This is a genomic window from Paenibacillus piri (assembly GCF_004354045.1).
Lineage (GTDB): Bacteria > Bacillota > Bacilli > Paenibacillales > NBRC-103111 > Paenibacillus_S > Paenibacillus_S piri.
The window spans coordinates 63,352-88,803 of the sequence record NZ_SMRT01000001.1 but is presented as its reverse complement, the minus strand read 5'-3'; the positions used below and the strand labels follow the sequence as shown (position 1 = coordinate 88,803).

Genomic DNA, 25,452 nt, shown 5'->3' with positions numbered 1-25,452 from the left:
TACCTACTATAAATTAGTAGGTTTTTCTTTGTTCTCAGACTCATCGGGCACATACTCAATTATATCTGATACATTAATAATTCTTTTCCCCTCTGACTTAGCAATGCGGTTAATTGTAGCAATAATTGAATCAAGTGTATCCAATTTAATTGCTTTTGATTGATCATGTGCCATTTCATAAAGTGTTGCAAGCCTTATCTTACCTTCTACAGACAATTTATTTCTTGAAATATTTAATTCATCCAGTGTGGATTGTAATTTGAATTTGATTGGCATTAAACTTCATTCCTTTACTTTAACTATTGAAATATATATTATCATATTACGAAAAAAGTGTATACTCAAATCGGTCATATCTATTTACGTACATACGTAAAGGGTGTATACTTTAATTGTGATTATCAATCATATCTAAAGGAGATGTTAAAATGACGTTACTAAAAACAACAAAAGTTAAATCAGTCAATGTTGAAATGGTTTTTTCCGGTGAAGGTAAGAACAACAGATTCGACCTACATATCAGACAACAAGATAAAGACACCTTCGCAAAGTCGATATCGAAAAAAATCATCGCGACCTTCCTTTCACCATACGTTTAGGAATCGGCACGGTTGCACAAATCTCATCGTTTAACGGTACAATTTCGTGAACCCGGGCAACAACTCCTGCTTCAAGACAAGCTGCTTTCCGCAGCCGTCTATTTGAAATGAGACATACATATGAGGTATACTATATAAAATTGAATGAACGACACCATGCCGATGAAGAGCATCCAACTCCGAGGCGTTCCCGTCAAGGAGATCATCTCCCTAAGTCAACCGGATTCCGCCCGTTATCGCGGAACCAAAGCGGATCGAACGGCATCGTTGTTCGGTCAAGTTGGGTGGCACCGCGAGCACAAGCGCTCCTCGTCCCATACGGATGAGGGCGCTTTTTGTCTTTTTATCATAAAAAGGAGCGTGGTGCACATGTTGGACATTCGTTGGATTCGGGAGCATGAAGAAATGGTACAAAGAGCGGCTGAGCAAAAGGGCATCCCCCTTTCCGTTGCCGATCTGCTGGCTTTGGATCAGGAAAGGAGGCTGCGGCTGCAGGAGATCGAACGGCTGCGGCAGGACCGGAACAAGCAATCCGGACATATGAAGCAGCTGATTCAGCAAGGGAAGCAGGATGATGCGGAAGCAATTCGGGCAGCTGTCAAACAAATCAACCATACGTTGGCAGGGCTGGAAGACGAGCTTGCCCGGCAAGAGGAGGCGTTTCAAAGCCTGCTGCTTCAGGTGCCTAATATCGTCTCCCCGGACACTCCTTTCGGCCGTTCGGATGCGGATAATGTGGAGATTCGGCGGGTCGGCGAGACGCCCTGCTTCGGCTTTCAAGCGCTGGACCATGCGGCGCTCGGCTCGCTTCACCGGATTATCGATATGCCGCGCGGTGTGAAAACCGCCGGCACCCGCAATTATTACTTGCTGGGAGCCGGCGCCCTGCTTCACCGCGCCGTGCAGCAGCTCGCTGTCGATCTGCTGCTTCGCAAAGGCTTTACACTGCTCGAAGTGCCGCTATTGGTCCGCACCGATGCGCTGCGGAACACCGGCTTTTTCCCGACGGGGCAGGATCAGACTTACCGTGTTGCGGAGGAGGACAAATGGCTGGTCGGCACCTCCGAGGTACCGCTTGTGTCCTATTACAGCAACGAGATCGTCGATCTGCCGCAGCCGATCAGGCTGGCTGCCGTTTCCCAATGCTTCCGCAGCGAAGTCGGCTCGGCTGGCAAAGACGTTCACGGACTGTACCGGGTGCATCAGTTCGCCAAGGTGGAGCAGGTCATTATATGTCAGGCCAGCCTGGAGCTGTCGGAACAGCTGCTCCAGGAGCTGACCGCTAATGCGGAAGAGCTGCTGCAGCGGCTCGAGCTGTCTTATCGGGTGATGGCCGTCTGTACTGGCGACATGTCGCAAAAGACGTACAAACAATATGACCTCGAATGCTGGATGCCGAGCCGGCAAGCGTACGGCGAAACGCATTCATCGTCCAACCTGCTCGATTTTCAGGCGCGCCGATCCAACATCCGGTACCGCGACGAGCAGGGCCGGCCGGTATTTTGCTATACGCTGAACAATACGGCCGTCGCCTCGCCTCGCATTTTAATTCCTCTGCTTGAAAATCATCAGGAGGAGGATGGATCGATCCGCATCCCCGAGGCGCTGCGGCCTTACATGAGCGGGCTGGAACGACTCGTTCCGCCGAAGGCCGATTAAATGCGGCTGTCGTGCGAGATGCAGCCATTCCAATGATTTGAATATAAAAAGACGCCTTCATCCCACTTATATAGCGGTTTTGGAGGCGTCTTTGTCCTTGCACAAGGTTGGAACTGCTCTCTCACTCTGATACCTTATTGGAGCAGCCCCTTTTCTTATATCCGATTACGACTTTATCGGGTTAAGACCCCCACCTCTAAGGTGGGCCTTGAATCGGGTGGGGTAGAGTCCCCATCTGATTCCCCGATGTTCAGCAACGCTGAACGAGTTCACTCAGCGGCATCCCGCTTCTGCGCATCCCCGCCGCTGTTCGCTGTTTACACCCTGCCGGCGATAATGTTCCTCGCGATCCACACCCCTGCGGCGCCGGCTTGAGCCAGCCCACGCGTGATGCCGGCTCCGTCTCCTCCGCAGTACAAGCCTTTGATTTCGGTCTCGAACTGTGCCGTCAGCTTAGGCCGGGCCGAATAAAACTTGGCTTCCACGCCGTAAAACAGCGTGTGCTCCGAAGCAATGCCGGGCGTTACTTTTTCCAGCGCCTCGATCATTTCGATCAAACTTTTCATCGTGTTATATGGCAGTACCAGCCCGAGATCGCCGGGAACCGCTTCTTTCAGCGTCGGCTCCAGGAAGCCTTCCTTGATCCTGCTTGGCGTGGATCTTCTGCCCCTCATGATATCGCCGTACTTCTGCACGATGACGCCGCCGTTCGACAGGTCGTTCGCCCGCTGGCATATTTCCCGCGCATACTCGTTCGGCTTGTCGAACGGCTCGGTGAATTTATGCGACACCAGCAGGGCGAAATTCGTATTCGTCGAGCCGAGCGCCGGATCCTTGTACGAATGGCCGTTAGCCGCCATCACGCCGCTGTGATTTTCCACCACCACATGGCCGGACGGGTTGCTGCAAAACGTTCTGACCTTCGTTCCGACAGAGGTGTTATATATAAATTTGCCTTCGTACAAATGCTCGTTAATTTCCCGCATCACAACATCGGAGGTTTCCACGCGCACTCCGACATCCACCTGGTTGTTGGACATTTTCAGCTTTCTTCGCTTTAAAATGTCCGTCAGCCATGCAGAGCCGTCTCTCCCCGGCGCAATGACTACATGGTTGCTGAAATGCGTATCCCCGTTTTTCAGCTGCACGCCTTGAATCCGGTTGACACCATCATTTTTTACCGTAACAATGTCATCCACTTCCGTTTTGAACATCATATCGATCCGCTCTTTTAAATGCTCGTAAATCGATTTTAAAATATCCAGATTTTGCTCGGTGCCCAGATGTCTGACCTGCGCGCGAAGCAGCTTCAAGCCGGCGGCATAGCCGCGCTGCTCGATTTGGCGGATCGTGTCGGTGGTCGGGTCCGTAATCGCCGGAGTCGCTCCGTGCTGCAGGTTGATCCGATCGACGTAGCGAATGAGCTCCAGCACCTGGGAAGGCTCCAAATAATCCGTCATCCAGCCGCCGAACTCGGTCGTAATATTGAATTTTCCGTCGCTGTACGCTCCGGCACCGCCGAATCCTCCCGTAATCGAACAAGCCGGCAGGCAGCCTGCATATTCCTTCTTTCCCGCGGCGGGAGGGCACAGTTTGATTTTCTCCTCCAAAATCGGGCATCTGCGATGATAAATGTCCAGTCCTTTATCGATCAGCAGCACCTTGTACGCAGGCGATTTCGCGATCAGCTCATAGCATGCAAATATACCCGCCGGTCCGGCGCCCACTACAATCACATCGTATTTGCTCATGCTTGTTTGGCCTCCATTGCTCATATTCGCTGTACCCTACCCGCACGCAGCCGACAAAAAATTCCTAACCGCAAATGGGTATGCTTGAACAGCATCCCATTCATAGTTAGGAATTTAACGGTTCCTTCTAGAAACCCTCAAACCGTATTATTGAGGATATATGAACGGAGTTACGTTTTTATTTTACAAGACAAAATGTATATTAAAGCAGTTTCGTTCGAATGTCAATAAATATATTTCGTATTTTCCGCTCGATGAAGCCCATTTTATATTAATATTCATTGTTTTTTCGTCAAAATCCGAACATTCCCATTCGACACTGACACAAACAAAAACAGATACATCCATCCCATGTTCCTGTTCCCGTCTTCATAAATCTTTTCTCTGAAACAGCCACATACCGCCTATAAAAATAATTACCGTATATCCCGCCGCATACATCAAAAAGGGGTTGGACGGAATTTGCCCCATCGCAAACGGACCCAAAAACCGGCCGATTTGGATAATTTGATCCATCTCCCGAAGCGAAAACAGCTCGGCCAGCATCCGGTTTTGCAGCGAATCGGCGGGCATCACGAGCGACATCAGTCCTACAATGGTGTTAAGCTGCTTGGTGGCAAGCTCTTCAAGCCTATAGGTCGAGCTAACCTTGTCGATCATGCCGCCCAGCCAGCCGGCGCCGTACAGCATCGTCATGAATACGCCGTTGCCGACCGCCGACAGGAAGCAAGAGCCCAACATCGATACCGAAACAAGCAGCGGCACGACAGACGCAAACAACAAGAAGGCGCGAATTAACGCCCCGGCATCGTTAGGAATCGTCGCATGGACACCGGTTATGAACAGAATCGAGCCGAACAGGAGCGCCGCGTACAAAATGCCCATCGAAACATAACCGATCCAGCGGCCGGTATACCAGCCTGCCCGGGTCAGCGGCCGGGGAAGAAGCGCCTGCAGCACCCCCTGCTCGGCTTCGCCCGCAATTGTCGAAAATGAGCTGAATATAGATAGAAAGGCAAGTACGAACGAAGCGAAAAAGAAGCCCAATGACAGCGTTGCGACTCCGGCCTGATACTGCTCCAGCAAATATTGCGTGCTGGACGGATCCAGCCTCCCGAGCGTCCTGTCCAGTTGATCTCCTAACGTTTTGGCTACAAACCAGAACGCGATCAAAAAAATGACGCTCATCAAAAGAGTCAGCATCAGCACCCGCTTACGCAGCAGCTCTTTCCAGGTCATCCATGTAATGATCATCATGCCTTTTCCCCCCTGTGGCTCCTCCCGGCAACCGCGCCGACGAACCACTCGTCCAGCTTTCCTGCCGCCTTCTTGACTTCGTACAGCGTCATGCCTTGTTCAATAATCAGATGGTTCAACCAGCCGATCTGTTCCTCCGTCTCGATTTCGGCCTGCAGCCATATGCTTCCGTCTGCCGGATCGTGTCCTTGCTCCGAGTGAATGTTTAATAACAATCCTGTCGACTCCCGCAGCCAGTCGAGCACCTGCGCCTCGAAGCCGCCGATCCGCAGCAGCCAGCGCTTCTTTTCCTGCAGCACATCGGATACGGAGCCGCATTCAAGAATTGTGCCGTTGTTCAGCAGCGCCACCCGGTCGCACAGCACCTCCACATCTTCAAGCAGATGGGAGTTCAGGAAGATCGTCTTTCCTTCGTTCTTCAACTGAGCGATAAGCATTCTTACTTCCATCCGGCCCACCGGATCCATTGCCGAGGATGGCTCGTCCAGAAAAAGCAGCGGCGGATCGGACAATAGCGCACAGGCCAGTCCGAGCCGCTGCTGCATGCCTTTGGAATAATGCTTCACGCGGTCTTTGCCGCGGAGCCCGATCCCTACATCATCGAGCAGCTTGCGGATGCGCGTCTGCGTCCTCGTATCGGATGGCTTCCAACCGCATAATTGAGCGTGCAGCCGGAGCACCTCTTCCCCGCTGAGCCACTCCTGGTACCGGTACAGCTCAGGCAAATAGCCGATGTGCCGTCTGGCTTCAAGCGAACCGATAGGGCGGCCGTATAAAACGGCCTCCCCTCCGGTTGGTCGGATAAGACCGACCAGCATTTTGACGAATGTGCTCTTGCCTGCTCCATTAGGGCCAAGGAAGCCGAAGACTTCCCCTTCTCCTACGGTTAGGCTGATCTGTCTGCATCCCCGTCCGTTGCCGTAATCTTTGGTTAGTCCCCTGGCTTCGATGGCAGCATTCAAGAACCGATCAACTCCTTGATTTTAGCTATCAATATATCTTGATTCATCACTTTGCCTCCGGCTCCGAGCTCATACAGCATCCCGTTTTGCACCCAGTTGGCCATGAAGTAAGGATACTGCTCGCTTCCCTGGCTTTTCACAAGCACCGTAATACCGTTGACCTTCACCTGCTCCATCTGTTTGTTTGCGATGATCGGCAGCGGAACGGAACCGCCGCTCAGCATATTCGCCGTTTGCATCGATTGCTTCAGGTTTTCCGGCAGCAGCGGGAAATCGAGCACCGCCGCCATCGCTTCCGTCAGCGGGATGGACGGATCGACCGTAATTTCAGGTACCGGCTGCTGCGATATCCAAAAGTTGGATTCTTTCGTATTCGATTCGGCGCCGTTGAGGTTGAAATGTACGCTGGGCCCCATCTCCAGCGTGATCGGCTTGCCGCTCACCGAGTCAGGCAGCAGCTTTTTGGCGCCGAGACGCTTCATAGCTTTGTTGACTTCGTCTACATTCATCTGGAAAGTGATCGTATTGGACTGGGAAATGGCGTCAATGTGAACGGTCTTGGCGTCAAGCGACTTCGGTAAAGTCAGTTTGCCATTCAACAGCTTGTTTGCTTTTTCAAACGTCAGCGGTCCATCCACCTGCGGGCCGCTCTTTTGAGTAAACGTACCGAATTTGTTGATCGACTCTCTCGTTTTGTCGTCTTGAAACGCGCCGTTCAGGATCATCTGCAAATCTTCCTTCTGGACGACCGTCATTTCCTGCATGCGAAATTTGTGAAGAATGGCCGCCAATGCTTCGTTGCCGGTCGTCGTGCCGATGGCAATGATCAGAACGGCCGCAGCGGCCGCAGTTCCAATCAGCTTGCGGCGCTTGCGGAACCAGCCGGCGAAGCGCTTCTCTCCCTTGACGGAGGCTTGCCCGGCCGTCTCTACGGAAGCGCCGCTTAAGTCTGCCGCGCTCTGAACTGCCTCAACAGCCGGTTGATGCGTCTCGCGCTGCGGCTCGGGCTCAAACGGCTGCTCCGCCAAGCGGGCAGCGGCCCCGGCGCGCTCCATTTGCGCCCAGCGCAGATTGCGCGGTTCCTTGGCCAGCTTGTCCTGAAGCTTGGCCCATGCCCGATCCGTCAATAGTTGCTCTTCTTCCTTATGTTCATTTGACAATGGTCATTCCCTCCTATTCAAACTGTGCGTGCGATTTCGCATGTCGCTTCAGCTTTGCGGCGGCGCGATGAATGAGCGTGCCTACCAGCGGCTGTCTGACTTGCAGCTGCTCTGCGATTTCCGCGTAGCTGTAGCCGGAATAGCGGAGCAGCAGCAATTGACGGTCCCGTTCGGACAGCTCGCCGAGCCACTGCTGCACTTCCTCGTGATCCAGCTTTTGCAGGACGGCCTCTTCGCCCGACGGTTCTTCACCGCCCAGCGACATGACGTGACGCTCCTGTTTTTCCTGCAAAGAACGCTCCCGCGATTTTTTATTTAAGTAATCGTAACCGATTCGCGTCAATACCCTGTGCAGCCACGCCCCCAGCACATTCAGATCGTCCGGCGGGTTGCGGTACAGCCTGAGAAACACTTCCTGCGCCAAATCCTCGGCAGCCGCTTCGTCCCGGACCAAGGCAATCAGTTTGCGCCTAACCGTGGGATAATGGGTATAAAATGCGTCTCGAAATAATTCAGATTCCGGAATTTCCAATGCATTGTCCTCCTTTCAGCTGCAGCTATTATATAGACGGGAGATAGGCGTATTTTGTATCAAGGTTGATAAAAAGGATGATATTTCTATCATAATGTCAATCCTATTATGAGCCAAATGGACAAAAAGCACTAACCTCCAGTCAATGCCCGGATTGTCCTATAAAATCATGAAGATGCGAATCCATATGATGCAGGGGAGCCGAAGGTAAAATAAAAAGATTGCCTTGATCCGGCCTTTCTGGTCAGATGCAGGCAATCTTTTTCATGTTTGAAGCAATGGCTGTCATAAGGACGGGATTTATCCGATTACGACTTTATCGGGTTAAGACCCCCCACCTCTAAGGTGGGCCTTGAATCAGGTGGGGTAGAGTCCCCATCTGATTCCCCGATGTTCAGCAAAGCTGAACGAGTTCACTTCGATTTTTTCTTTGCTGCGGATCTTCCCTGCTTTTTCGGATCGTCAGACGGCGGCGCGGCATGCTGAGAACCGTTAGGCTTAATGGAATCACTCATGTTCAAACGCTCCTTTCCTTGCGGATTTTGATTAGTTTTCTCCAATAGTGAAGAAACTAACCAGATCGTGCCTCATGCGTCAAAGCGCGATGCAGCGGTGTAGTATATAAAAAAATAGACTGCCGAGATTTTCTCGACAGCCTGGGCACTACTTTCGGATTTATCCGATTACAACTTTATCGGGTTAAGACCCCCACCTTTAAGGTGGGCCTTGAATCAGGTGGGGTAGAGTCCCCATCTGATTCCCCGATGTTCAGCAATGCTGAACGAGTTCACTCCGCGGCTTACGCCGGCTTATATTTGTTAATCATCCTAATGATTTAAAGCGTTAGGCGATTCATCAATGCGGTGCCGTCTGATTCGAAACCGGATGGTCCGAAGGTGCTTCGATATGCGATGCAACCGATGCGGAATAGACGGGCGCCGAGGCCGCACGCTCTTTTTTCAGCTCATTGATCTGCCTTTCGAGCTGCTTGTTGATGCGCTTCAGCTTAAATTGCTTGATCATGCCGATCAGTCCGACAATCAGGCCGCCGAGCAGCGTGGAGCCCAATATGATGACAATGAGAGGCAGCTCCGTATCGACTACGACAAAATGCACCAGTACAGGGGACGTATTGATGGCGGCAAACATAGCGGTAATCAGAGCGATAAGCAGGATGCAAATAAACATCCACAGCGTTTTCATAAAGAGTTTCCTCCTCTCAAAATAACACCACCGGTAAACCGGATGCTCCATCTGCCCGGGACAATATCAGGGAAAACGTTCGCGATTGCCTCCCTGATGCCGTCTCCTTTACTATATCATTACCATCAAAAAGGAAATTTAAATCATCCCCGCTCCCACCGGCACGGCCCGCAAATCAAAATGCCCAATTGCCCTGCTTGAACACAGGCTCTTCCTTTCCATCGGCAGTTACTCCGAAAATGTCCATTTCCGCAGAACCGATCATAAAGTCTACATGGGTGATGCTCGTATTCAAGCCTTTTTCCTTCAGCTGCTCCTGTGTCAGCTTCTTACCGCCCTCAAGGCAAAACGCATAAGCGCTGCCGATAGCCAGATGATTGGAAGCATTCTCGTCGAACAGCGTGTTGTAGTATAGGATATTGGACTGCGAGATCGGAGAACGGTGTGGAACAAGCGCCACCTCGCCCAAATAGTGCGAGCCTTCGTCCATCTCCACAAGCCCCTTCAGCGTTTCCTCGCCTTGCGCCGCGCTAACGCCGACAATGCGCCCGTTCTCAAACGTAATCGTAAACCCGTCGATCAGATGCCCTCCGTAGCTAAGAGGCTTGGTGCTGGATACTTTGCCGTTGACGCCGCTGGCCAGAGGCGCGGTAAACACTTCCTCGGTCGGCATGTTCGCAACGAACGCATGACCCTGCTCGCTGATACTGTCTGCAGCTACCCAAATATGGCCTTCGGGAAGCTCGATAGTCAAATCGGTGCCGGGGGCTATGTAATGCAGCTTCTTATATTTTTTCGCATTCAAATAATCGGACTTGCTGTTCAACGTGTTAATATGCTCTTGCCAAGCCTGAACCGGGTCCGGCTGATCGACGCGAACCGTCTTGAAGATCGATTCCCACAGCTTGGCGACCTGCTCCTCCTCCGGAAGTCCGGGGAATACTTTTGCCGCCCAGCTCTTCGACGGAGCCGCAACGACGCACCAGCTGAATTTATCCGACTGCAAGTATTGGCGGTATTTGGCCATCGCTTTGCCGTATGTCTTCTGGTAGTTGACGATTCGCTGCTGGGCGACGCCCTTCAGCAAATCGGGGTCCGACGATACGACACTGACGACCGCGGCGCCTTTCTCGACCAGCTCCAGCATTTCGCCCGCATACCATTTAGGCTCTTCCAGAAACGATTCGTCCGCCGCCAAGTCATAGCGCAACCGGGAAACCGTATCGTCGGTCCAGTTGACCTTGACCAGGTAGGCGCCGGCTTCATAAGCTTTTTTCGCGATCATGCGGACCAACTCGGCCGCATCGATCGTACCGTTGACGACCAGCGTCTGTCCTTTCTGAATATTAACGCCGATCTTCACGATCAGCTCGGCATAGCTGCTTAACGACTGTTTGAAATCCGGCATGACGGTCCCTCCATAAAATGGTTTTTCTATTCTATTGTAAAGCAAAATGCTCAACAATAGTATATCTGCATCCGCATGCAATTAGACATGCCGTTTTCATCCGGTCGGATTTGCTCCTCCGGCCCGCCATTCCATCAGCCAGCAGTCGCGCTTCTCCCCCTCGTGCCATTCCTGCGCGGGCAGCAGCCTAACCTTGCGGAAGCCGCTGCGTTCATAGCAGGCGATGGCCCGTTCGTTCCACGCCTGCGGGTCCATCACAACCCGCTCCGCGCCATGCTCTTCCTCCAAATAGCGCAGCATGGAGCTCATCAGCTGCTTACCGACTCCCCGGTTCCAGTAGGCCGGTTCGCCGATAAACTGATCGCAGCCAAAAATTCGCTGCCCGCCGTATTCCTCAAGGCCATAATAGTCTCTGCCTTCTTCATCCAGCAAATAAAATTGAATATAGCCGATCGGCAGTCCGTCATACTCCACAATACAGCGGTTCAAGCGGTCCTCCTCCGGATAAAAATGCTCCTGCACCATTTCCGGCGTATGGGCCCGGTCCCGACCTGCGTAATAGCGCAGCAGCTCCGGGTCGTTCAGCCACCGGTGCAGCAGAGCAGCGTTGGTCCTGCCCAGTCTGCGCACGGCCAACGGATTGCTGCGGTACAACACGGAGCTTGCGCCTGTGGACGCATATTCCATCAGGAAGGAGCGATCCTCCGGATAGCTGAGCTTCAGCTCCCCGATCTCCCCGGCCGTCTTCCAGCCGATTTCGTAAATGAGCCCGTCCGGATCGTGCAGCGCCGGATGGCCTCCCGTCAATTCAGCCTCGTAATATTTAACCTTGTAAAGCGTTCCCCGGCTGATGCCGCTTTTTTCATGCAAATAGGCGCCGATCTTCGCCTCATAACCCGTCTCCTCCCACACTTCGCGGGCACAGCAGGCTTCGTACGTCTCATCGGGATTCGCTTCGCCGGACGGAACCGACCACCGCTTCTCCTCCTCCGGCCTTCCTTGCAATATCATCAGCAGCTGCTTGCTGCGGTTCACGCACATGGCCGCGGCGCCTCGCCATACCGTCACCGTTTCCACACTCCCATCCAGTATATTTCATTAGGCTGATTATACCATCATATTGAAAAATATGTCAGAAGCAAGGGGACGATGCGGCCAGTAAAGCTTCGTGAAGGGCGGTGGAGGGAGGCTGTTGATTCATTGGGGGAAACGGTCTTTATTCCTTTGAATCGGCAGCCACCGGTATGTGCCATAAACGTTGGAAACCCTCATGGAAGGCAGCCTTATTCAAGCTTCGCCATACGGGTTTCGGCTGTGCGTGCTGTGTCGGCATGAGGCTGTAGTCTCGGGCCTATCCCTGCGTCCCGTCTGACCGGGCGGCGGCAGCGGTTCGCCGTTCAGGATGATATGAGGAACGATCGATGCTTTAAGCGATGCGGCGACCGGACAATATTGATCGCATTCCAGCTTAACCGCCTGCCAGATGCGGGATGGAGCGACCTCGCCTTCGACACGGAAGGTTAGATGGACTTCCGTTATTTCGTGAGGAATTTCCTCGGCGCGGCGGCCGACCGCGGTAATCTCCAACGCTTCCAAGGATTGGCGCATTTTGTCCAGCAGCTTCGTGACTCCAATCCCGATGCAGCCGACAAGACCTGTCAGCACCAGCTCAAGCGGGCTGTTGCCGGAGCCCTCTCCTCCCTCCGGCATGCCGGCATCAATCATGACAGGGCAGCCGCTCGGGCCTTCGGCCTTGAACCGGCGCTTGCCCAGCCATTCCGATTTTACTTGTACAGGTTTCATCGTTGGTCCGCCTCCCTGTTCCCGATTTGCCGCCGGCCGGTATGCCCCGTTGTATCGATGCGTCCCAATCATGCAGAAAAATCGGCATACTCCCTGGTCCAATACGTGAGCCTGCTTCTCCGGAACGATTCCGCCCTCTCCGCTATTTATTCACGGACTTCCAAGGGTACGGGGCAAATAGTGCTGTTAATAATTTTGCTTTTCAAAATATCCTTCCACGTAAGCCTTCCAGGAATGCCTGGCCTGCCCAACATACTCGTACCGGTCAAAAATATCGCCTTGCCCTAACATCCGCGGGTCACCGGTTTGTTCAAGCTTGGCCTTCAGCTCCGTCCACAAGCTCTCCTTTAACGACCCATAACCGGCAGCATCAGCTAAGTTATACATACATTCCGGATCGTTCTCAATATCGTACAGCTCCTCGGCGGGGCGTTTGCCGAACGATAACCGGTAATAATAATCATCAAGCGCTTCATCGTGCTGACGAATGATTAAATCTTTCGTCGGCGAGCCGTCAACATTGGTAAAACCGGTTTCCGGATTGCCTGCAGGCCACAGCTCCGGTTTGAAGTTGCGGACATATAAATACCGCTCCGTACGAATACACCGTACCGGATAGCCGACATCTCCTTCAGTTCCGACGTCATGCCGCTCCTTGCCCATAAACACCCGGTTCCGTTCAGGCTCAACCCGGCCCGAGCATGCCGATTTCAACAGACCGACCAAGCTTTTGCCTTCCATCTGCTCATCTGTTTGCAGCCCCGCAGCGTCCAAAATTGTAGGGGCAAAATCGATAAAGCTGACGAGATCGTCTACCTTGCGGCCCGCAGCTGCCTCCTTCCCCCAGCGAATGGCGAGCGGGAGCCGGAAATCCTGCTCATACATTTGCCCTTTCACTCTCGGGAACGGCATGCCGTTATCCGATGTAACGATGATCAGCGTATAATCCAGTTCCCCTATGTCCTCAAGTTGCTACAGTATAAGCCCAAGGTGACGGTCAAACCATTCGGTTTCAAAAGCATAGTCCAACAGATCGCTTTTTACAATATCATCATCCGGCAAGTAAGCGGGAACGTCCACATCCGCCAATTTCTTGCCGGCCCGCAAGCCTTCCCCCGGCTTATAGTGCCGGTGCGGCTCATGACCCCCATACCAGAAGCAGAACGGCTGTCCCGCCTGTCTGCTCTCCAGAAAAGCTTTAAAATTAGCCGCATAGTCTTTATCGCTGATCAGGGTCTGTTCCGGAGGCTCCAGAAAGCAGCCGTTGAACTCGGGTCCTGCCGGATTCCGAACGAAGCCGCCGCGCTTCCAATCCCCTGGCCCCCAACCTTTGCCGGTATAGCCTACCGCATAACCGGCTTCTTCAAGGAGTTCGGGGAACACCTTGAATTTGCATGGAAAAACACCAAAATGATTGCACGCTTCCTCCAACTGCCACGTATGCATCCCGGTTAATATGCTTGCCCGGGAAGGCGCGCATTTGGGATTGGTCGTAAATGCGTTGTTGAATAAAATCCCTTCCGCCGCTATTCGGTCAAAATGGGGCGTGTTCACGAACTTGTGACCGTACGCACTCATATGGGACGCATCATCCGCTATGGCGAACAAAATGTTAGGAATGCGGTTTGCCATGATATCGCTTCCTTTCTTCCCAAGACTGTCGATCTGAAGCCATCCTCCAAGCCCTTATCCCCTTTTAATCGACAGTCTCGGGCGGTTAAGTGGGATTCAAGTCGGTACGGTTGTTCACCCAGGCTCCCTCGGGAATGGGCACTTGCCCTCCCCGAAGCAAAGGATCATCCGTACGTTCCATCCAACGCTGCAGTCTTTCCGACAATTCACCGGCAATCGCCTGGTAAGCGGGGTCGTCGATCAAATTGTCGCGTTCAACCGGGTCGAGGTACAGGTCGAACAGAAGCTTCTTCTTGCGACGGCGCTCGCGGATCCCGTATTCGACCAGGAACCGCTTGCTAAAGCCGTCATCGATATTCGGCATGACAAGCTCATCGTGATCGTCGTAAAAGCTGATTAGCTTATACCGTTTCGTACGGATGCAGCGCATCGGCTCATAAGCTGCGTGATAGGTTACCTCGGCGAACAGCTCACTGCGGATTTCGTCGGCACTGCCTTCAAGCAGAGGCAGAATCGATTCGCCTTGCAGCCATTCCGGCTTCGCCAGGCCGAGCAAATCGCACAGTGACGGAAACAAATCAATCTGCGACACGAGCGAATCGATAACCTGTCCCCGCCGCATTCCCGGAATATGCATAATAAGCGATACCCCGATACCGGTATCATACAGGTTGCATTTCATATGAGGGAAAGCAATTCCGTGGTCCGTTGTGAAAATAAAGATCGTATTGTCCCACAGGCCGGACTCCTCCAGCGCCTGGCGAACGATTCCGGCACAGCGGTCAACAACGCCGGCGGAAGCGATGAACCCGGCCATATCGTCGCGGTTTTGCGGCGAATCGTACATCGGATGGGGCGGCATGACATACCGCGCATCAACCGGATGGCTTGTATCCGGAAAGCTGCCGGCCGCCCGGTGTGTATTAAACAAGCCGACGGAGGCAAAAAACGGCTTGTCGTGACGCTCGCGGATAAAATCCGCAGCCAGCTGCGCCGCCTTCAAGTCTCTGGCCTCCGGTGCTTTCTCCGTGTTCAGCGCGCTAAGATTGCGCGTATAGCCGAGCAGATCGACTTGCTCCGCGGCCGCTTCGTGCTGCACCCCGCACAAGGCCGTTTCGTAACCGCAGCGTGTAAGAAACGAGGCAAGATGCTGCGTATAGTCGTTCATGCGGAAGCCGCGGTGGGCAAGGCCGGTCATACCGGCGGAATGGGGCGCCATACCGCTCAACAATCCGGTACGGCTCGGCGAGCAGGTTGGTCCGGCGCAGAAGGCCTGACGGAATAAAATGCTGTCCTCCGCCAGCTGCTGCAAACTCGGCGTCGATACGGGATAGCCGTAAGGCTGAATATACCGCCCTGTATCATGTGTATGGAAATAGACAATATTCATCTCATGCCTCTCCTTTTAGCTTCAGTAATATGTCCGGCAAAAGCCGGTAAATCATAATTCATGCAAACCGCTCCTTGCAGGTCAGGGGATGGCTTTGAAGTTTCACCCGAATCAATCCGCCGGACAAGCTCCTGAATTAATTTTTCTTATACCGGTCGTACGCCTTCTGATAAATACCAATAAATTCGTCGGACCCCATCTTTTTTAATGTGCTTACGTAATTATCATAAGCCGATAGCGGGACCGCGCCGGTGACAAACTTCACTCTGGATTCCGTTACGTATGTCGTAATGTCGCTCGACAGCGCGTTCAACCGGTCCTGCTCCTCCTTCGTAAATAAGAAGCTGGGGAAAATGTCCTTCGGAATATCGGGTTGAAGCAGCTTTGCGGACGCAAGCGCCGACGGCAGACTGTTGCCGGTCTTGTCGAACTTTTCGGTGATCAGCTGCGGAAGTCCTCCTCCCGGCCACGGAGAATATTGCCCTATCGCTTGATCCAATGACAAGCCTTTCGGATTTTTGGAAATCAGCTCCTTATACTTCACATTCCCGTCGGGCAGCGTTTCATACGTCTCGCCTTCAATGCCCATGCGGAAAAATTTCGAGCCTTCCTCCCCGTAGAAGTAATCGACCCAACGGATCGTCGCTTCCGGATGCTTATTGTTTTTAGTTATGGCAAATGTACCTTGCGTCTGTGTCGTCGGGTTCACCGGAGAATACATGTGATCGCCGTTAGGTCCTTTAAGAGCGGGCAATGACACGTAATCATCCTGATATTTGGGCCCTACTACGTTCGGATTGGAATAGTTAATGCTGCCGACCGTTCCCTCCGTACCTTTAGCCAAAAATTGCGGAAGCTCCTGCGTAAACACTTCCTTGTCGATCAAGCCTTCCTTGTACAGCTTGTTCATGTATTCAAGCAGCCCTTTATATTGCGGATCCATCGTATAGAAACGGATTTTGCCGTCCGGTCCGATATCGATATTGGCATTTTTTTCTCCCGCCGTTCCGAGACCCCACGCACCGCGCAAGCCGGCCCATAGCGGGAACGATTTATCACCGGACCATGGAATCTCGTCAGCCATGCCGTTGCCGTTAGGATCCTTTTCTTTGAAAGCTTTTAATACTTGGTAATATTCCTCGGTCGTCGTTGGAACGGACAGCTTTAATTGATCGAGCCATCTTTTATTGATAAATGGCTTATTGCCGATCCGCGGAGCCAAATAATCCGCTACCTGCGGCAGCGTATAAATATTGCCGTCGGGAGCCGTTATACTTTTTTTGACCTCGGGATATTTTTCGAACAAAGCTTTCAGGTTGGGAGCATATTGATCGATAAGCTTGTTTAGCGGCAGCAGAACGCCCTGCGATCCGTAATTGACCTCGTCATAAGGAGTGAGCTTGGCCCTGTAAAACATATCGGGCAAATCTCCTCCGGCCAGCGCGATGTTGCGCTTCTCTTCGAACGCGTTATCCGGCACAGTCTGCCAGTTGATCGTAATATTTGTTTTTTTGGCATACTCGTTCAGCACCTTCATGTCTTTCCATTCGCCATGCGTGGAAAACTTGGCGCCCATAGCGGTCAGCGTAATCGGGTTATTCACAACCGGAAAACCGCTTGCATTAACCTCTTTGGCCGATTCGGACGGTTTGTCCTGATTGGCGGCCGTATTGCCTGTTCCCCCGTCCGAAGAACAAGCCGCCGTCGCAAGCAAAAGTAAAGATGCCGTACCGAGCATCACCGGTTTCGTTCGCATTTTCATTATATTTTTCTCCCCTTCGTTTAAGAAGTACATACTACCCTTTCACAGCCCCGATCATCACACCTTTGGCAAAATAACGCTGCAAAAACGGGTACAAGCATAAAACAGGCAAGCTTGAAACGACAATGACCGCATATTTTAAACCTTCTGCAATCATCGCTTGCTGGGCCATCGTTTCCGAATCCGTCTCCATCATGTTCTGCATCTGGTTTTGAATCAGCAGCTCTCTCAAAAACATCTGCAGCGGATATTTGCTCCGATCCGACAAATAGATGAGCGCTTGAAAATAAGAGTTCCAATGTCCGACGGCATAATATAAAGTGACAACTGCGATCACCGGCATCGATAGCGGGAGCACAATGCTTCCAAGCAGCCTGAAGTTGGAACACCCGTCGATAAACGCGGATTCCTGCAAATCGTTCGGAATCGTATTTTGAAAAAAAGTGCGCATAATGATCAAGTTCCATACGGAAACCGCTCCCGGCAGTATAAGCGCCCAGAACGAATTGACCAAGCCGATATTTCTTACAATCATATAAGTAGGGATAATGCCGCCGCTGAAAAACATCGTAAACGTAATGAACAGCATGATGGCGTTGCGCCCGGCCAAATCTTTTCTCGATAGCGGGTAAGCGCCTGCTACAGTTAAAGCTAAATTGACAAAAGTGCCGATAATCGTATAAAGGATGACATTGCGGTACCCGATCATGATGTCTTGATTTTGAAAGACCCGAATATAAGCGTCGATGCTCCAGCCTTCCGGCCAAAACCATACTTTTCCCTGCAGCACCAACATGGAATTGCTGACGGATGCTATTACGACGAAGTACAGCGGGTACAAAATGATTAACATAATTACGCTCAGTATTAACATATTGAAAAAATCGAACAGGCGGTCGCCTCTGCTTAGAGGTGCTCCTGACATGGGGGTCCCTCCTCCGAGTTTTGCTTTAGCAAAAACTGCCTCGTAAGCATTTACTGAGTTTTGCTTTAGCAAAACTTGCATCGTAAGCGTTACAGAGTTTTGCTTTACCACAGACTGGTTTTGCTAAGTCGTTTGGACAAACTGTTGACGGCGATCAGCAAAACGAAGTTAATGACAGAATTAAATAGCCCGACGGCAGCGCTGAAGCTATATTGGGCTCCGAGAAGACCTTTTTTGTACACATAAGTCGATATAATTTCCGATGAATCCATGTTTAGATCGTTCTGCATCAGAAAAACTTTCTCGAAGCCGACGCTCATTAACGTTCCGAGATTAAGAATGAGTAAAATAATGGCGGTCGGCAGCAAGCCGGGAATCGTAATGTGGACAATTTTTTGAAACTTTCCGGCTCCGTCTATAACGGCGGCTTCATACTGCTGCGGATCAATGCCGGCCAGTGCAGCGAGATAAATGATCGAAGCCCAGCCCATATTTTGCCACACGTCCGAAAGCACGTATAACGGTTTAAACCACCCCGGCTCGCTGAAAAAAAATATACGCTCCCCTCCGAACAACGCGATGATTTGATTAATAATCCCGTTGCGCGGAGACAGAAAGGTCATCATCATCCCTACCAGCACCACGGCCGACAAAAAATGCGGAGCGTAGGTGACCGTCTGGACCGTCTTTTTAAATCTGGAGCCGCTTACCTCGTTGATCATAATTGCTAGCAGAATCGGCATAGGGAATCCGATTGCCAGCTGCATCAGACTGACCCCCAATGTGTTGGTAATAATCCGGACCGCATAATACGATTGAAAAAACTGCTTGAAATGTTTCAAGCCGACCCATGCGCTTCCCGTAATTCCTTTGGTAGCGGTAAAATCTTTAAAGGCGATCTGCAGACCGTACATCGGCGCATAGTGAAAAATGATAAAATAAGCAAGCACCGGCACAATTAACACGTACAGCTGCCAGTTGGCCAAAATCGTTTTGACCGTTCGGCTGCGGGCAGACCGAACGCGGGGCAGCGGCCTGTTTGACGTATTCGCCGAAGGCATGACATCCATCCACTGTTCCTCCTTTCATTCATGATTGTGTTCAGCATACAAAACACAACCGAAAAGAGGCTATAAGCAATACCGGTTCTGCATAGTCAGTCTTTTACATCGCAATTTCCGCGATCGTCTATTTTTTACATTTGCTCTTATATCCCTGGTCATTTTCAGGCTTTGGCGCGAAGCTTACGGTACTGTTCAGGCGTCACGCCTTCTGTTTTCTTAAATTTGCGGATGAAATTGGATACATCCACATAGCCGACTTCTTTGGTAATTTCCGATAAATTCAAATGTTCCGAAAGCAGCAGCTCCTTGGCCTTATCCATCCGCAGCAAATCCAAATAACGGATCAAGGAATAACCCGTCTGGTCTTTAACAAAGCGCGTAATATAAGAAGAGGACAGACCGAAACGGTCGGCAATGGTGTCCAGCGTTAAAGAACTGTTCATATAATGCTCCTGCAAATATTGTAAAATGTCATCGCGCAGCTTGAAATTGCGGCTTTCCTTTCGCCCGGAAACATGCTCGCATAAGGTTCTGCAAATGCCGGACATTTGCTTTTCCAGCTCATCAATGGTTTCCGCATTATGCAATTTTAGCGAGTCGGATTTTTGCTGCAGCTCTAACTGGCCGCCGGGAAAAACCTCGTCCGATACCTTCATAAGCAGATGAAGCAAGCCGTTGCACGCCAATTGAGCCGCTTCCGGTGTAACCGACAGAGAGCGAATGGAGCCGATAATGCCGCGGATGCTGCGTTCGGCCTCATCGGTATTTCCTTGGCGGATGCTTTTCAGCAAGTGGTCCTCCAGTTCGTGAGGATAGGCGTGCTTATGCTCCTCAAAAAGCGGCTGCAAATTGTCGTAAAACAGCACCTGATTATTTCCTCTAACAAACCGGTAAAGCAAGGCTCTGCGAGCCTCCTCAAAAGAAACTGCGGCAGAGCGCAATTCATTGTATATTTGTCCGATCCCGATACTCAACGTAAATTTGTAGTGCGTATTAAAAAAGGTTTGAATATTCGTCGAAAAGACTTGCAGTCGGCTCTTATAGCCTTCCGCATCGCGGATATTTATAATAAGAGCGATGCCGCGGTCGTCCAAAATGCTGACGCCATAGCCCCGGCCTATTTCCATTGCGAGCTCTTCAGCCGCGTTAAGAATGCTGAACTTGAACAATTCCTGCATCGAACCCGGGTATAATGACTGAAAGCCTGCATAATCGTCAATCACCAATAGAACGCTTACATAGCTGCTGTAATCGAAACGAATGTCCGCTAGCTCCAGCGTATGCTTCAGCTCGTCCTGCTGCTGGAATTTATTTTTCAATAGAGACAGGAGCACATTTTCACGGATTAGCCCTCTCTTGCTCTTCAGCTTGGCCATCATGCTGTCTTCCCCGGAAACCTCGCGGATCGCATTGGATAAATAAACAAGCTCGTCCATCGCAGCCGGAGCCTTCGTTCCGTTATTCTTTTTATCGGAGAAAAGCTGAACGAGCTGGCGCAATTTCCGGTAGTTGCTATCGGCCAAAATAAAAGAGGCCGCGGCTCCCAACGCAAGCAAAACCAACAAGATGATGCCGAACAAGCGGCGGTTCTGCTCCACCTTCTCAAGAAACAAGGAGGTCGGTACCGTCGTAATAAAGCTCCAGCCGTTATAGGTCAAGCCCTGGCGTATAACGGAGTAAGTAACGCCGTCTATCGATTTGGCCGAAATCGAATCTGCCTTGTCCTTGTCCGGCATAGCAGAAGCAATCTGCCCGTTCAGCTCCGGCGCTTGCTCCGTCTGAAATATGACATGGCCCTGCTCATCAACCAAATAAAGGGAAGAGCCCGGACGGCTTACCAAATGCTCGGACATCGACTGCAGCATTCCGGCATCCAGCATAAACATAACAACCCCGTAAGGCTTGCCTGAATAAGCAGGAAGCGGGTACATATAAGTGGCAAACCGCGATTCCTGCGTCCCGTTGGAAATAAACACCTTCTCTGCCGGCCGAATAACCGGCCCGTTCAAGGAACGTATCGTATCGCTTAAAGGCGCATGGCCCCAATTGTCAAAACGGTATATATTTTTGAAAAACTCGGTTTCCTCATAAACGCCGGTAGCGGAAAAAATCCGGTTATTATCGCCTGCGGCATAATTCAGTACAATATTATGGACAAATGAATTGCTTGTACGGTATTTATTCAGCTCGGATACGGCTTGGTATGAATCATACCCGATCTGGGAAAGTGAATACGGAGTGAGGAGCGGATTGGTTGAAATCTGCAGCGCGATCCGTTGGAGCTCTCGCAAACGCGTATCCATCGTATCTCGGATTTGCGCCACAGCAGAAAGTTGAGCTTGCTCGACTTCCTTTTGCAGTGCGCTGATGATGTTGACATAAACAACGCTGCCGATGACAAGCAAAAAGAACACGACAAGGAAAAGATAGGGCAGGAAAAGCTTGTAAAAGCGGACAGATCTCCTGTTCGAGCCTAAAAATCGGGGGATGACGTTCAGCATGACTTGCCTCGCTTTCCGGTTCGGTCCATTCAATTTCAACAACTACAATAAATAGTAAAGGAACGGACAGTTTATATCAATTAGCAACCGGAATATGCACGGAAAATCGGAGGCGGGCTCTAAATTCGTGAAGCGAGAGCGAAGGTGTTAAAGAAACCATAATAGGTTGTGATATACTCTAAAGGTCTACATCCCTAACATGTGCTTGTTACAACAAAGGTTTCCGGTGAATCGATGTATCGGTTCGCGGGAATCGTTGTATCAACCACCCAAAAGCGGCACACCGATCAAGATAAACAGCAACCTAATACCAGGGGGAATTATGCATGCAGTATAACTTTGACGAAATTTTAGACCGGCAAGGTACGAACGGCAGCAAATGGGAGCAGGCGGAGGCGATCTTCGGGGAGCCCGATTTATTGCCGTTATGGGTGGCGGACATGGATTTCCGCGGGCCCGAGCCCGTTCTTGAGGCATTGAAGCAGCGGGCGGAGTTGGGTATTTTCGGTTATACCCATCGTCCCGATTCCTTATATGAGGCCATTGCCGAGTGGGTGGAACGAAGACATCAGTGGACGATCGACAAACAGTGGATTTGCTGGTCGCCTGGCGTCATTCCCGCCTTGGCCGCGTGTGTTCAAACGTTTACCGAGCCGGGCGACCGCATTATTATCCAGCCGCCGGTTTATCCACCGTTCTTTCATGTCGTTAAGGATCACGGCCGCGAGCTGGTGACGAATCCGCTGCGCTGCACGGACGGCCGCTACGAGATCGATTTTCAAGATTTGGAGCAAAAGTTCAAAACAAGCGGCGCCAAAATGCTCATTCTGTGCAGCCCGCATAACCCGGTCGGCAGAGTATGGAGCCGGGAGGAGCTGCAGCGGCTGGAATCGATCTGCTCGGACTACGGCGCTCTGCTCGTTTCCGATGAAATCCATGCGGATCTCACCTATCCGCCTTACCGCCATACGCCGTTCGCGTCGCTGTCCGGCCGCGCCGCCGAGCGGACCGTCGTCTGCCTCGCGCCAAGCAAGACGTTCAACCTGGCCGGGCTTCAATCCTCATACATCATCATCGCGGACAAGGAGCTGCGGGAGGCATTCAACAAAGCGATGGCCGCAGGCCATTATACGATGAGCAATACATTCGCGATAACCGCCTCGGAAAGCGCCTATCGCCATGGCGGAGAATGGCTGGATCAATGCCTCGCTTATATCCGCGCCAATTTGGAATATGCAGTCGCGTTTATCGGGCAGCATATTCCCGAGATTCAAGCGACCGCGCCCGAGGGCACTTACTTGCTGTGGCTCGATTGCCGCGGTTTAGGTCTTGAAACGGCCGAATTGAAAGCCTTTATGCTGAAGGAAGCGCAGGTCGCGCTGAGCGAAGGCATAAACTTCGGGCCGGAAGGGGCCGGATACATGCGGCTGAATGCGGCCTGCCGCCGGGCCATGCTGGAAGAAGCGCTGCTTCGTATCGCGGCTGCGGCGGCGGCCAGACGCTCATAATCCAATTATGAAGGCTAATCCTAACGTCGTATTCGCGTTCCGAATTTTCACTCCGACATGATATTTAATATAGACCTCCAGCCATCGAGCGCTGTGAAACGATCAATTCCTTGGACGGACTGATCGACGTCATGTCGGAGCGAGCGGTATTTGGTTCGTACCCAGGCGACCGGCGAATATTCGCCGGTCGTTCACATAACCATTTCAGTAAACCATTGAATCTGAGCCATCTGTCTCAGCTATGCAGCGTGCACCCGGCTCATTTATCCAGCTCGACCTGCAAATGGCAATCCGCTTCTTCGCCGCGCGCATCCGAAGCCGGACTGAAGCCGTCCATGCTCATTTGGAAATTGGCGATGCGATCCGTCAGGTCGGGCTGATCGATCATGACCAGCTCGGTGCGAAATTGGCCGTCCTTGAGCTCGACGGTGCGGATAGCGGGAACATCGAGACAGGCCGCCGTTTGAATAAAATGCCAGTTTTGCTGCCGGATGATCGAGTTGACATGATTATGCCCGCAAAAATAAAAGCCCGGCCCTTTTTTCTGCTGCAGCAGCCCCTTAATTGGATGCTCCGGATGAATCGACAACATATCGTATATGGACAGCGCGGTTGTGTCATAAACCGGATGATGAGCGAAAATGAGCACCGGTTTTTCCCCTGCCTGCTCGAGCTGAACCCGCAGCCACTCCGTCTGCTCGCTATCGATTTCCCCGCCCCAATCGTTCGGACTCTGCTCTTTCGTGGAATCGAGAATAAGCAGCACAGCTTCCTCCGTGTCGATAGCCCGGTAGCGCTGCTGCCCCGTTATGGCCCGAATGTCCGCCTTCGGAATCGAATTCGTATCATGATTGCCCAGCACATGAATGAAATCGCGTCCGCTGTCGCCGATCCGGCCTAGCACATAGCGAAATTCCTCAGGCACGCCTTCGTTGGTCAGATCGCCCAGCGAAATATGAAACTGCCCGTCCGTGCTTAAAAAGCTGTCGAGTATGGCCGAATATGCATGTTCCCCGGCCTCTTTCACCTCTGCAGCGCCGTTCTTCATTCGCGAATAATGAAAATCTCCCAATAGCACCAGCTTCACGGCCCATACCTCCTGTTTCTCCGGCAAACTCTGCCGCTTGTAATCCACTCATTTCTATAAGCATATATTCGGCCCGGGCATGAAGAAGTCCTGTAAAAATGGAAAATTTCCATTCTTCTTTGCAGTCCAAGCCGAAGCTCGGCACTTGTTTCGCAGGTTCCGTTTAAGCGGCCCGCGCGCGTGAAATAATGGTAGCTGAGAGGAGGGAGTTCCGTTCATGCTGTTCACTTCATTAAAACCGATGCTTCCCGTCTGGGGCGAAGCGCCCTTCGACGACGGGGCGTTCTTGTTCGAGCCCAAATGGGACGGTGCCCGAATGCTGCTTCATAAGCGGGAAGGGAAGCTCGAAGCCTACACCCGCAGCGGCATGGCGGTTGCCGCCCAATTTCCGGAGCTGCGGGAAGCGGCAGGGCTGATCCGTGCCAATTCGGCCATTCTCGATTGCGAGGCGATCTGCATGCGGGACGGCCGTCCCGTCTTCGACGATATAATGTACCGGCTCCGCCTGGGCCGCTCCGATAAAATTGCGCAGGCGCAGCGGACGAAGCCGGCCGCCTGGGTCGTATTCGACGTACTGATGAGCGGGGACGCACAGCATTTGAACGAGCCGCTCGCCGACCGGAAGCGCCGGCTGGACGAGCTGCTGCTGCCGGGTCCGGTACTGATCAAAACCATGTATGTGGAAAATCAAGGGAAGCCGCTATTTGCCTTAACGGAACGGCAGCGCATGGAGGGCATCGTCGCCAAGCGAAAAACGTCTTTATATATGCCTGACACGCGGAGTCCGGACTGGTTAAAGATCAAGCACCCGCAAACCATCGACACGGTCATATTGGGCTATAGGAACGACCCGTTTGCGCTCATCGTCGGCCTGCACTTCCGTACCGTCAAGAACAAGCCTGTAGCGACCGTCGAGGACGGCCTGCTGCCGGAGCACCGGGAAAGGCTGCTGGACGAGATCGCCGGGCAACCGATAAGGCAGGAAGACGGCCGCTATTGGGTAGAGCCGAAGCTCTGCTGCCGGATCGAGTATAAGGACCGGACGGATGCGCATCAGCTGCGATTTACCCGGTTCATTGCCTTCGTACTGGATAAAAAAACGGACGATTGCGTGTGGGCTTACTAACCCGCCGTCGTCCATTTGGCGGCGGGCTCCATGAAAGCGAGCTTATGCTTGATCAGCCAAATCCTCGTTTGACTTCGGAATATTTTTAAGCGGGTACAATTCGATATCACCTCGCGGCCATAT

At 52.0% G+C, this 25,452-nt stretch carries 19 protein-coding genes, 1 pseudogene and 1 riboswitch; of the genes and pseudogenes, 3 read left to right on the top strand and 17 right to left on the bottom strand.

Translation table 11 applies throughout. From position 1 onward, the window contains the following. Positions 1-6 precede the first annotated feature (6 nt). Positions 7-276: a helix-turn-helix domain-containing protein gene (locus E1757_RS00375; RefSeq protein ID WP_133224833.1), complete on the bottom strand. Its 270-nt coding sequence runs from the start codon at positions 274-276 to the stop codon at positions 7-9. A gap of 692 nt (positions 277-968) precedes the next feature. Here E1757_RS00375 and serS point away from each other — a divergent pair. Next, positions 969-2,258, top strand: a complete 1,290-nt coding sequence (serS, locus tag E1757_RS00370; protein WP_133224832.1) for a serine--tRNA ligase — start codon at positions 969-971, stop codon at positions 2,256-2,258. 317 nt (positions 2,259-2,575) lie between these two features. Here serS and E1757_RS00365 read toward each other — a convergent pair whose 3' ends face one another. The 15 genes and pseudogenes from E1757_RS00365 to E1757_RS00295 all read right to left on the bottom strand — a co-directional run bounded on the left by E1757_RS00365 (position 2,576) and on the right by E1757_RS00295 (position 21,608). Continuing rightward, positions 2,576-4,009, bottom strand: coding sequence for an NAD(P)/FAD-dependent oxidoreductase (locus tag E1757_RS00365; protein ID WP_133224831.1), 1,434 nt, complete (start codon positions 4,007-4,009; stop codon positions 2,576-2,578). An 83-nt stretch (positions 4,010-4,092) separates the two neighbouring features. After that, positions 4,093-4,193, bottom strand: a riboswitch (purine riboswitch). Positions 4,194-4,378: 185 nt separating this feature from the next. Beyond that, positions 4,379-5,266 (bottom strand): ABC transporter permease, encoded by an 888-nt coding sequence (locus tag E1757_RS00360; RefSeq protein ID WP_133224830.1) that lies wholly within the window; start codon positions 5,264-5,266, stop codon positions 4,379-4,381. Then, entirely contained in the window at positions 5,263-6,228 is a 966-nt protein-coding gene (locus E1757_RS00355; protein WP_133224829.1) for an ABC transporter ATP-binding protein, read from the bottom strand. The genes E1757_RS00360 and E1757_RS00355 overlap by 4 nt, the downstream gene beginning before the upstream one ends. Continuing rightward, positions 6,225-7,388, bottom strand: coding sequence for a hypothetical protein (locus E1757_RS00350; protein WP_133224828.1), 1,164 nt, complete (start codon positions 7,386-7,388; stop codon positions 6,225-6,227). The genes E1757_RS00355 and E1757_RS00350 overlap by 4 nt, the downstream gene beginning before the upstream one ends. A gap of 13 nt (positions 7,389-7,401) precedes the next feature. Next, positions 7,402-7,920 (bottom strand): sigma-70 family RNA polymerase sigma factor, encoded by a 519-nt coding sequence (locus E1757_RS00345; protein WP_133224827.1) that lies wholly within the window; start codon positions 7,918-7,920, stop codon positions 7,402-7,404. Between the two features lie 855 nt (positions 7,921-8,775). Beyond that, on the bottom strand, positions 8,776-9,123 hold the full coding sequence (locus tag E1757_RS00340) for a LapA family protein (protein WP_165971888.1): 348 nt from the start codon (positions 9,121-9,123) through the stop codon (positions 8,776-8,778). A 175-nt stretch (positions 9,124-9,298) separates the two neighbouring features. Beyond that, a complete protein-coding gene (locus tag E1757_RS00335; RefSeq protein ID WP_133224825.1) occupies positions 9,299-10,531 on the bottom strand; it encodes an aminopeptidase in 1,233 nt (410 codons plus the stop codon). A gap of 96 nt (positions 10,532-10,627) precedes the next feature. Beyond that, on the bottom strand, positions 10,628-11,599 hold the full coding sequence (locus tag E1757_RS37040) for a GNAT family N-acetyltransferase (protein ID WP_342774504.1): 972 nt from the start codon (positions 11,597-11,599) through the stop codon (positions 10,628-10,630). A gap of 219 nt (positions 11,600-11,818) precedes the next feature. Then, the gene (locus E1757_RS00325) at positions 11,819-12,334 is read right to left on the bottom strand and encodes an OsmC family protein (RefSeq protein WP_165971887.1); all 516 of its coding nucleotides are present in this window, start codon (positions 12,332-12,334) and stop codon (positions 11,819-11,821) included. A 186-nt stretch (positions 12,335-12,520) separates the two neighbouring features. Beyond that, a pseudogene (locus E1757_RS36865) lies at positions 12,521-13,966 on the bottom strand (sulfatase family protein). Positions 13,967-14,051: 85 nt separating this feature from the next. Beyond that, a complete protein-coding gene (locus E1757_RS00315) occupies positions 14,052-15,356 on the bottom strand; it encodes a sulfatase family protein (RefSeq protein WP_133224823.1) in 1,305 nt (434 codons plus the stop codon). A gap of 136 nt (positions 15,357-15,492) precedes the next feature. Further along, entirely contained in the window at positions 15,493-17,118 is a 1,626-nt protein-coding gene (locus E1757_RS00310; RefSeq protein WP_165971886.1) for an extracellular solute-binding protein, read from the bottom strand. A 34-nt stretch (positions 17,119-17,152) separates the two neighbouring features. Beyond that, positions 17,153-18,043, bottom strand: coding sequence for a carbohydrate ABC transporter permease (locus E1757_RS00305; RefSeq protein WP_133224821.1), 891 nt, complete (start codon positions 18,041-18,043; stop codon positions 17,153-17,155). 104 nt (positions 18,044-18,147) lie between these two features. Beyond that, a complete protein-coding gene (locus tag E1757_RS00300) occupies positions 18,148-19,104 on the bottom strand; it encodes an ABC transporter permease (RefSeq protein ID WP_133225637.1) in 957 nt (318 codons plus the stop codon). A gap of 164 nt (positions 19,105-19,268) precedes the next feature. Further along, the gene (locus E1757_RS00295) at positions 19,269-21,608 is read right to left on the bottom strand and encodes a helix-turn-helix domain-containing protein (RefSeq protein ID WP_133224820.1); all 2,340 of its coding nucleotides are present in this window, start codon (positions 21,606-21,608) and stop codon (positions 19,269-19,271) included. 326 nt (positions 21,609-21,934) lie between these two features. Between E1757_RS00295 and E1757_RS00290 the strand changes: the two genes are divergently transcribed. Next, positions 21,935-23,116 (top strand): MalY/PatB family protein, encoded by a 1,182-nt coding sequence (locus E1757_RS00290; RefSeq protein ID WP_133224819.1) that lies wholly within the window; start codon positions 21,935-21,937, stop codon positions 23,114-23,116. Positions 23,117-23,375: 259 nt separating this feature from the next. Here the strand turns inward: E1757_RS00290 and E1757_RS00285 are convergent, their stop codons facing one another. Then, positions 23,376-24,203, bottom strand: a complete 828-nt coding sequence (locus tag E1757_RS00285) for a metallophosphoesterase family protein (protein WP_133224818.1) — start codon at positions 24,201-24,203, stop codon at positions 23,376-23,378. Positions 24,204-24,420: 217 nt separating this feature from the next. On the opposite strand from E1757_RS00285, the gene E1757_RS00280 reads away from it, so the two are divergent. Continuing rightward, complete coding sequence (locus tag E1757_RS00280; protein WP_133224817.1) at positions 24,421-25,329, top strand: ATP-dependent DNA ligase; 909 nt, start codon at positions 24,421-24,423, stop codon at positions 25,327-25,329. Positions 25,330-25,452: the final 123 nt, after the last annotated feature.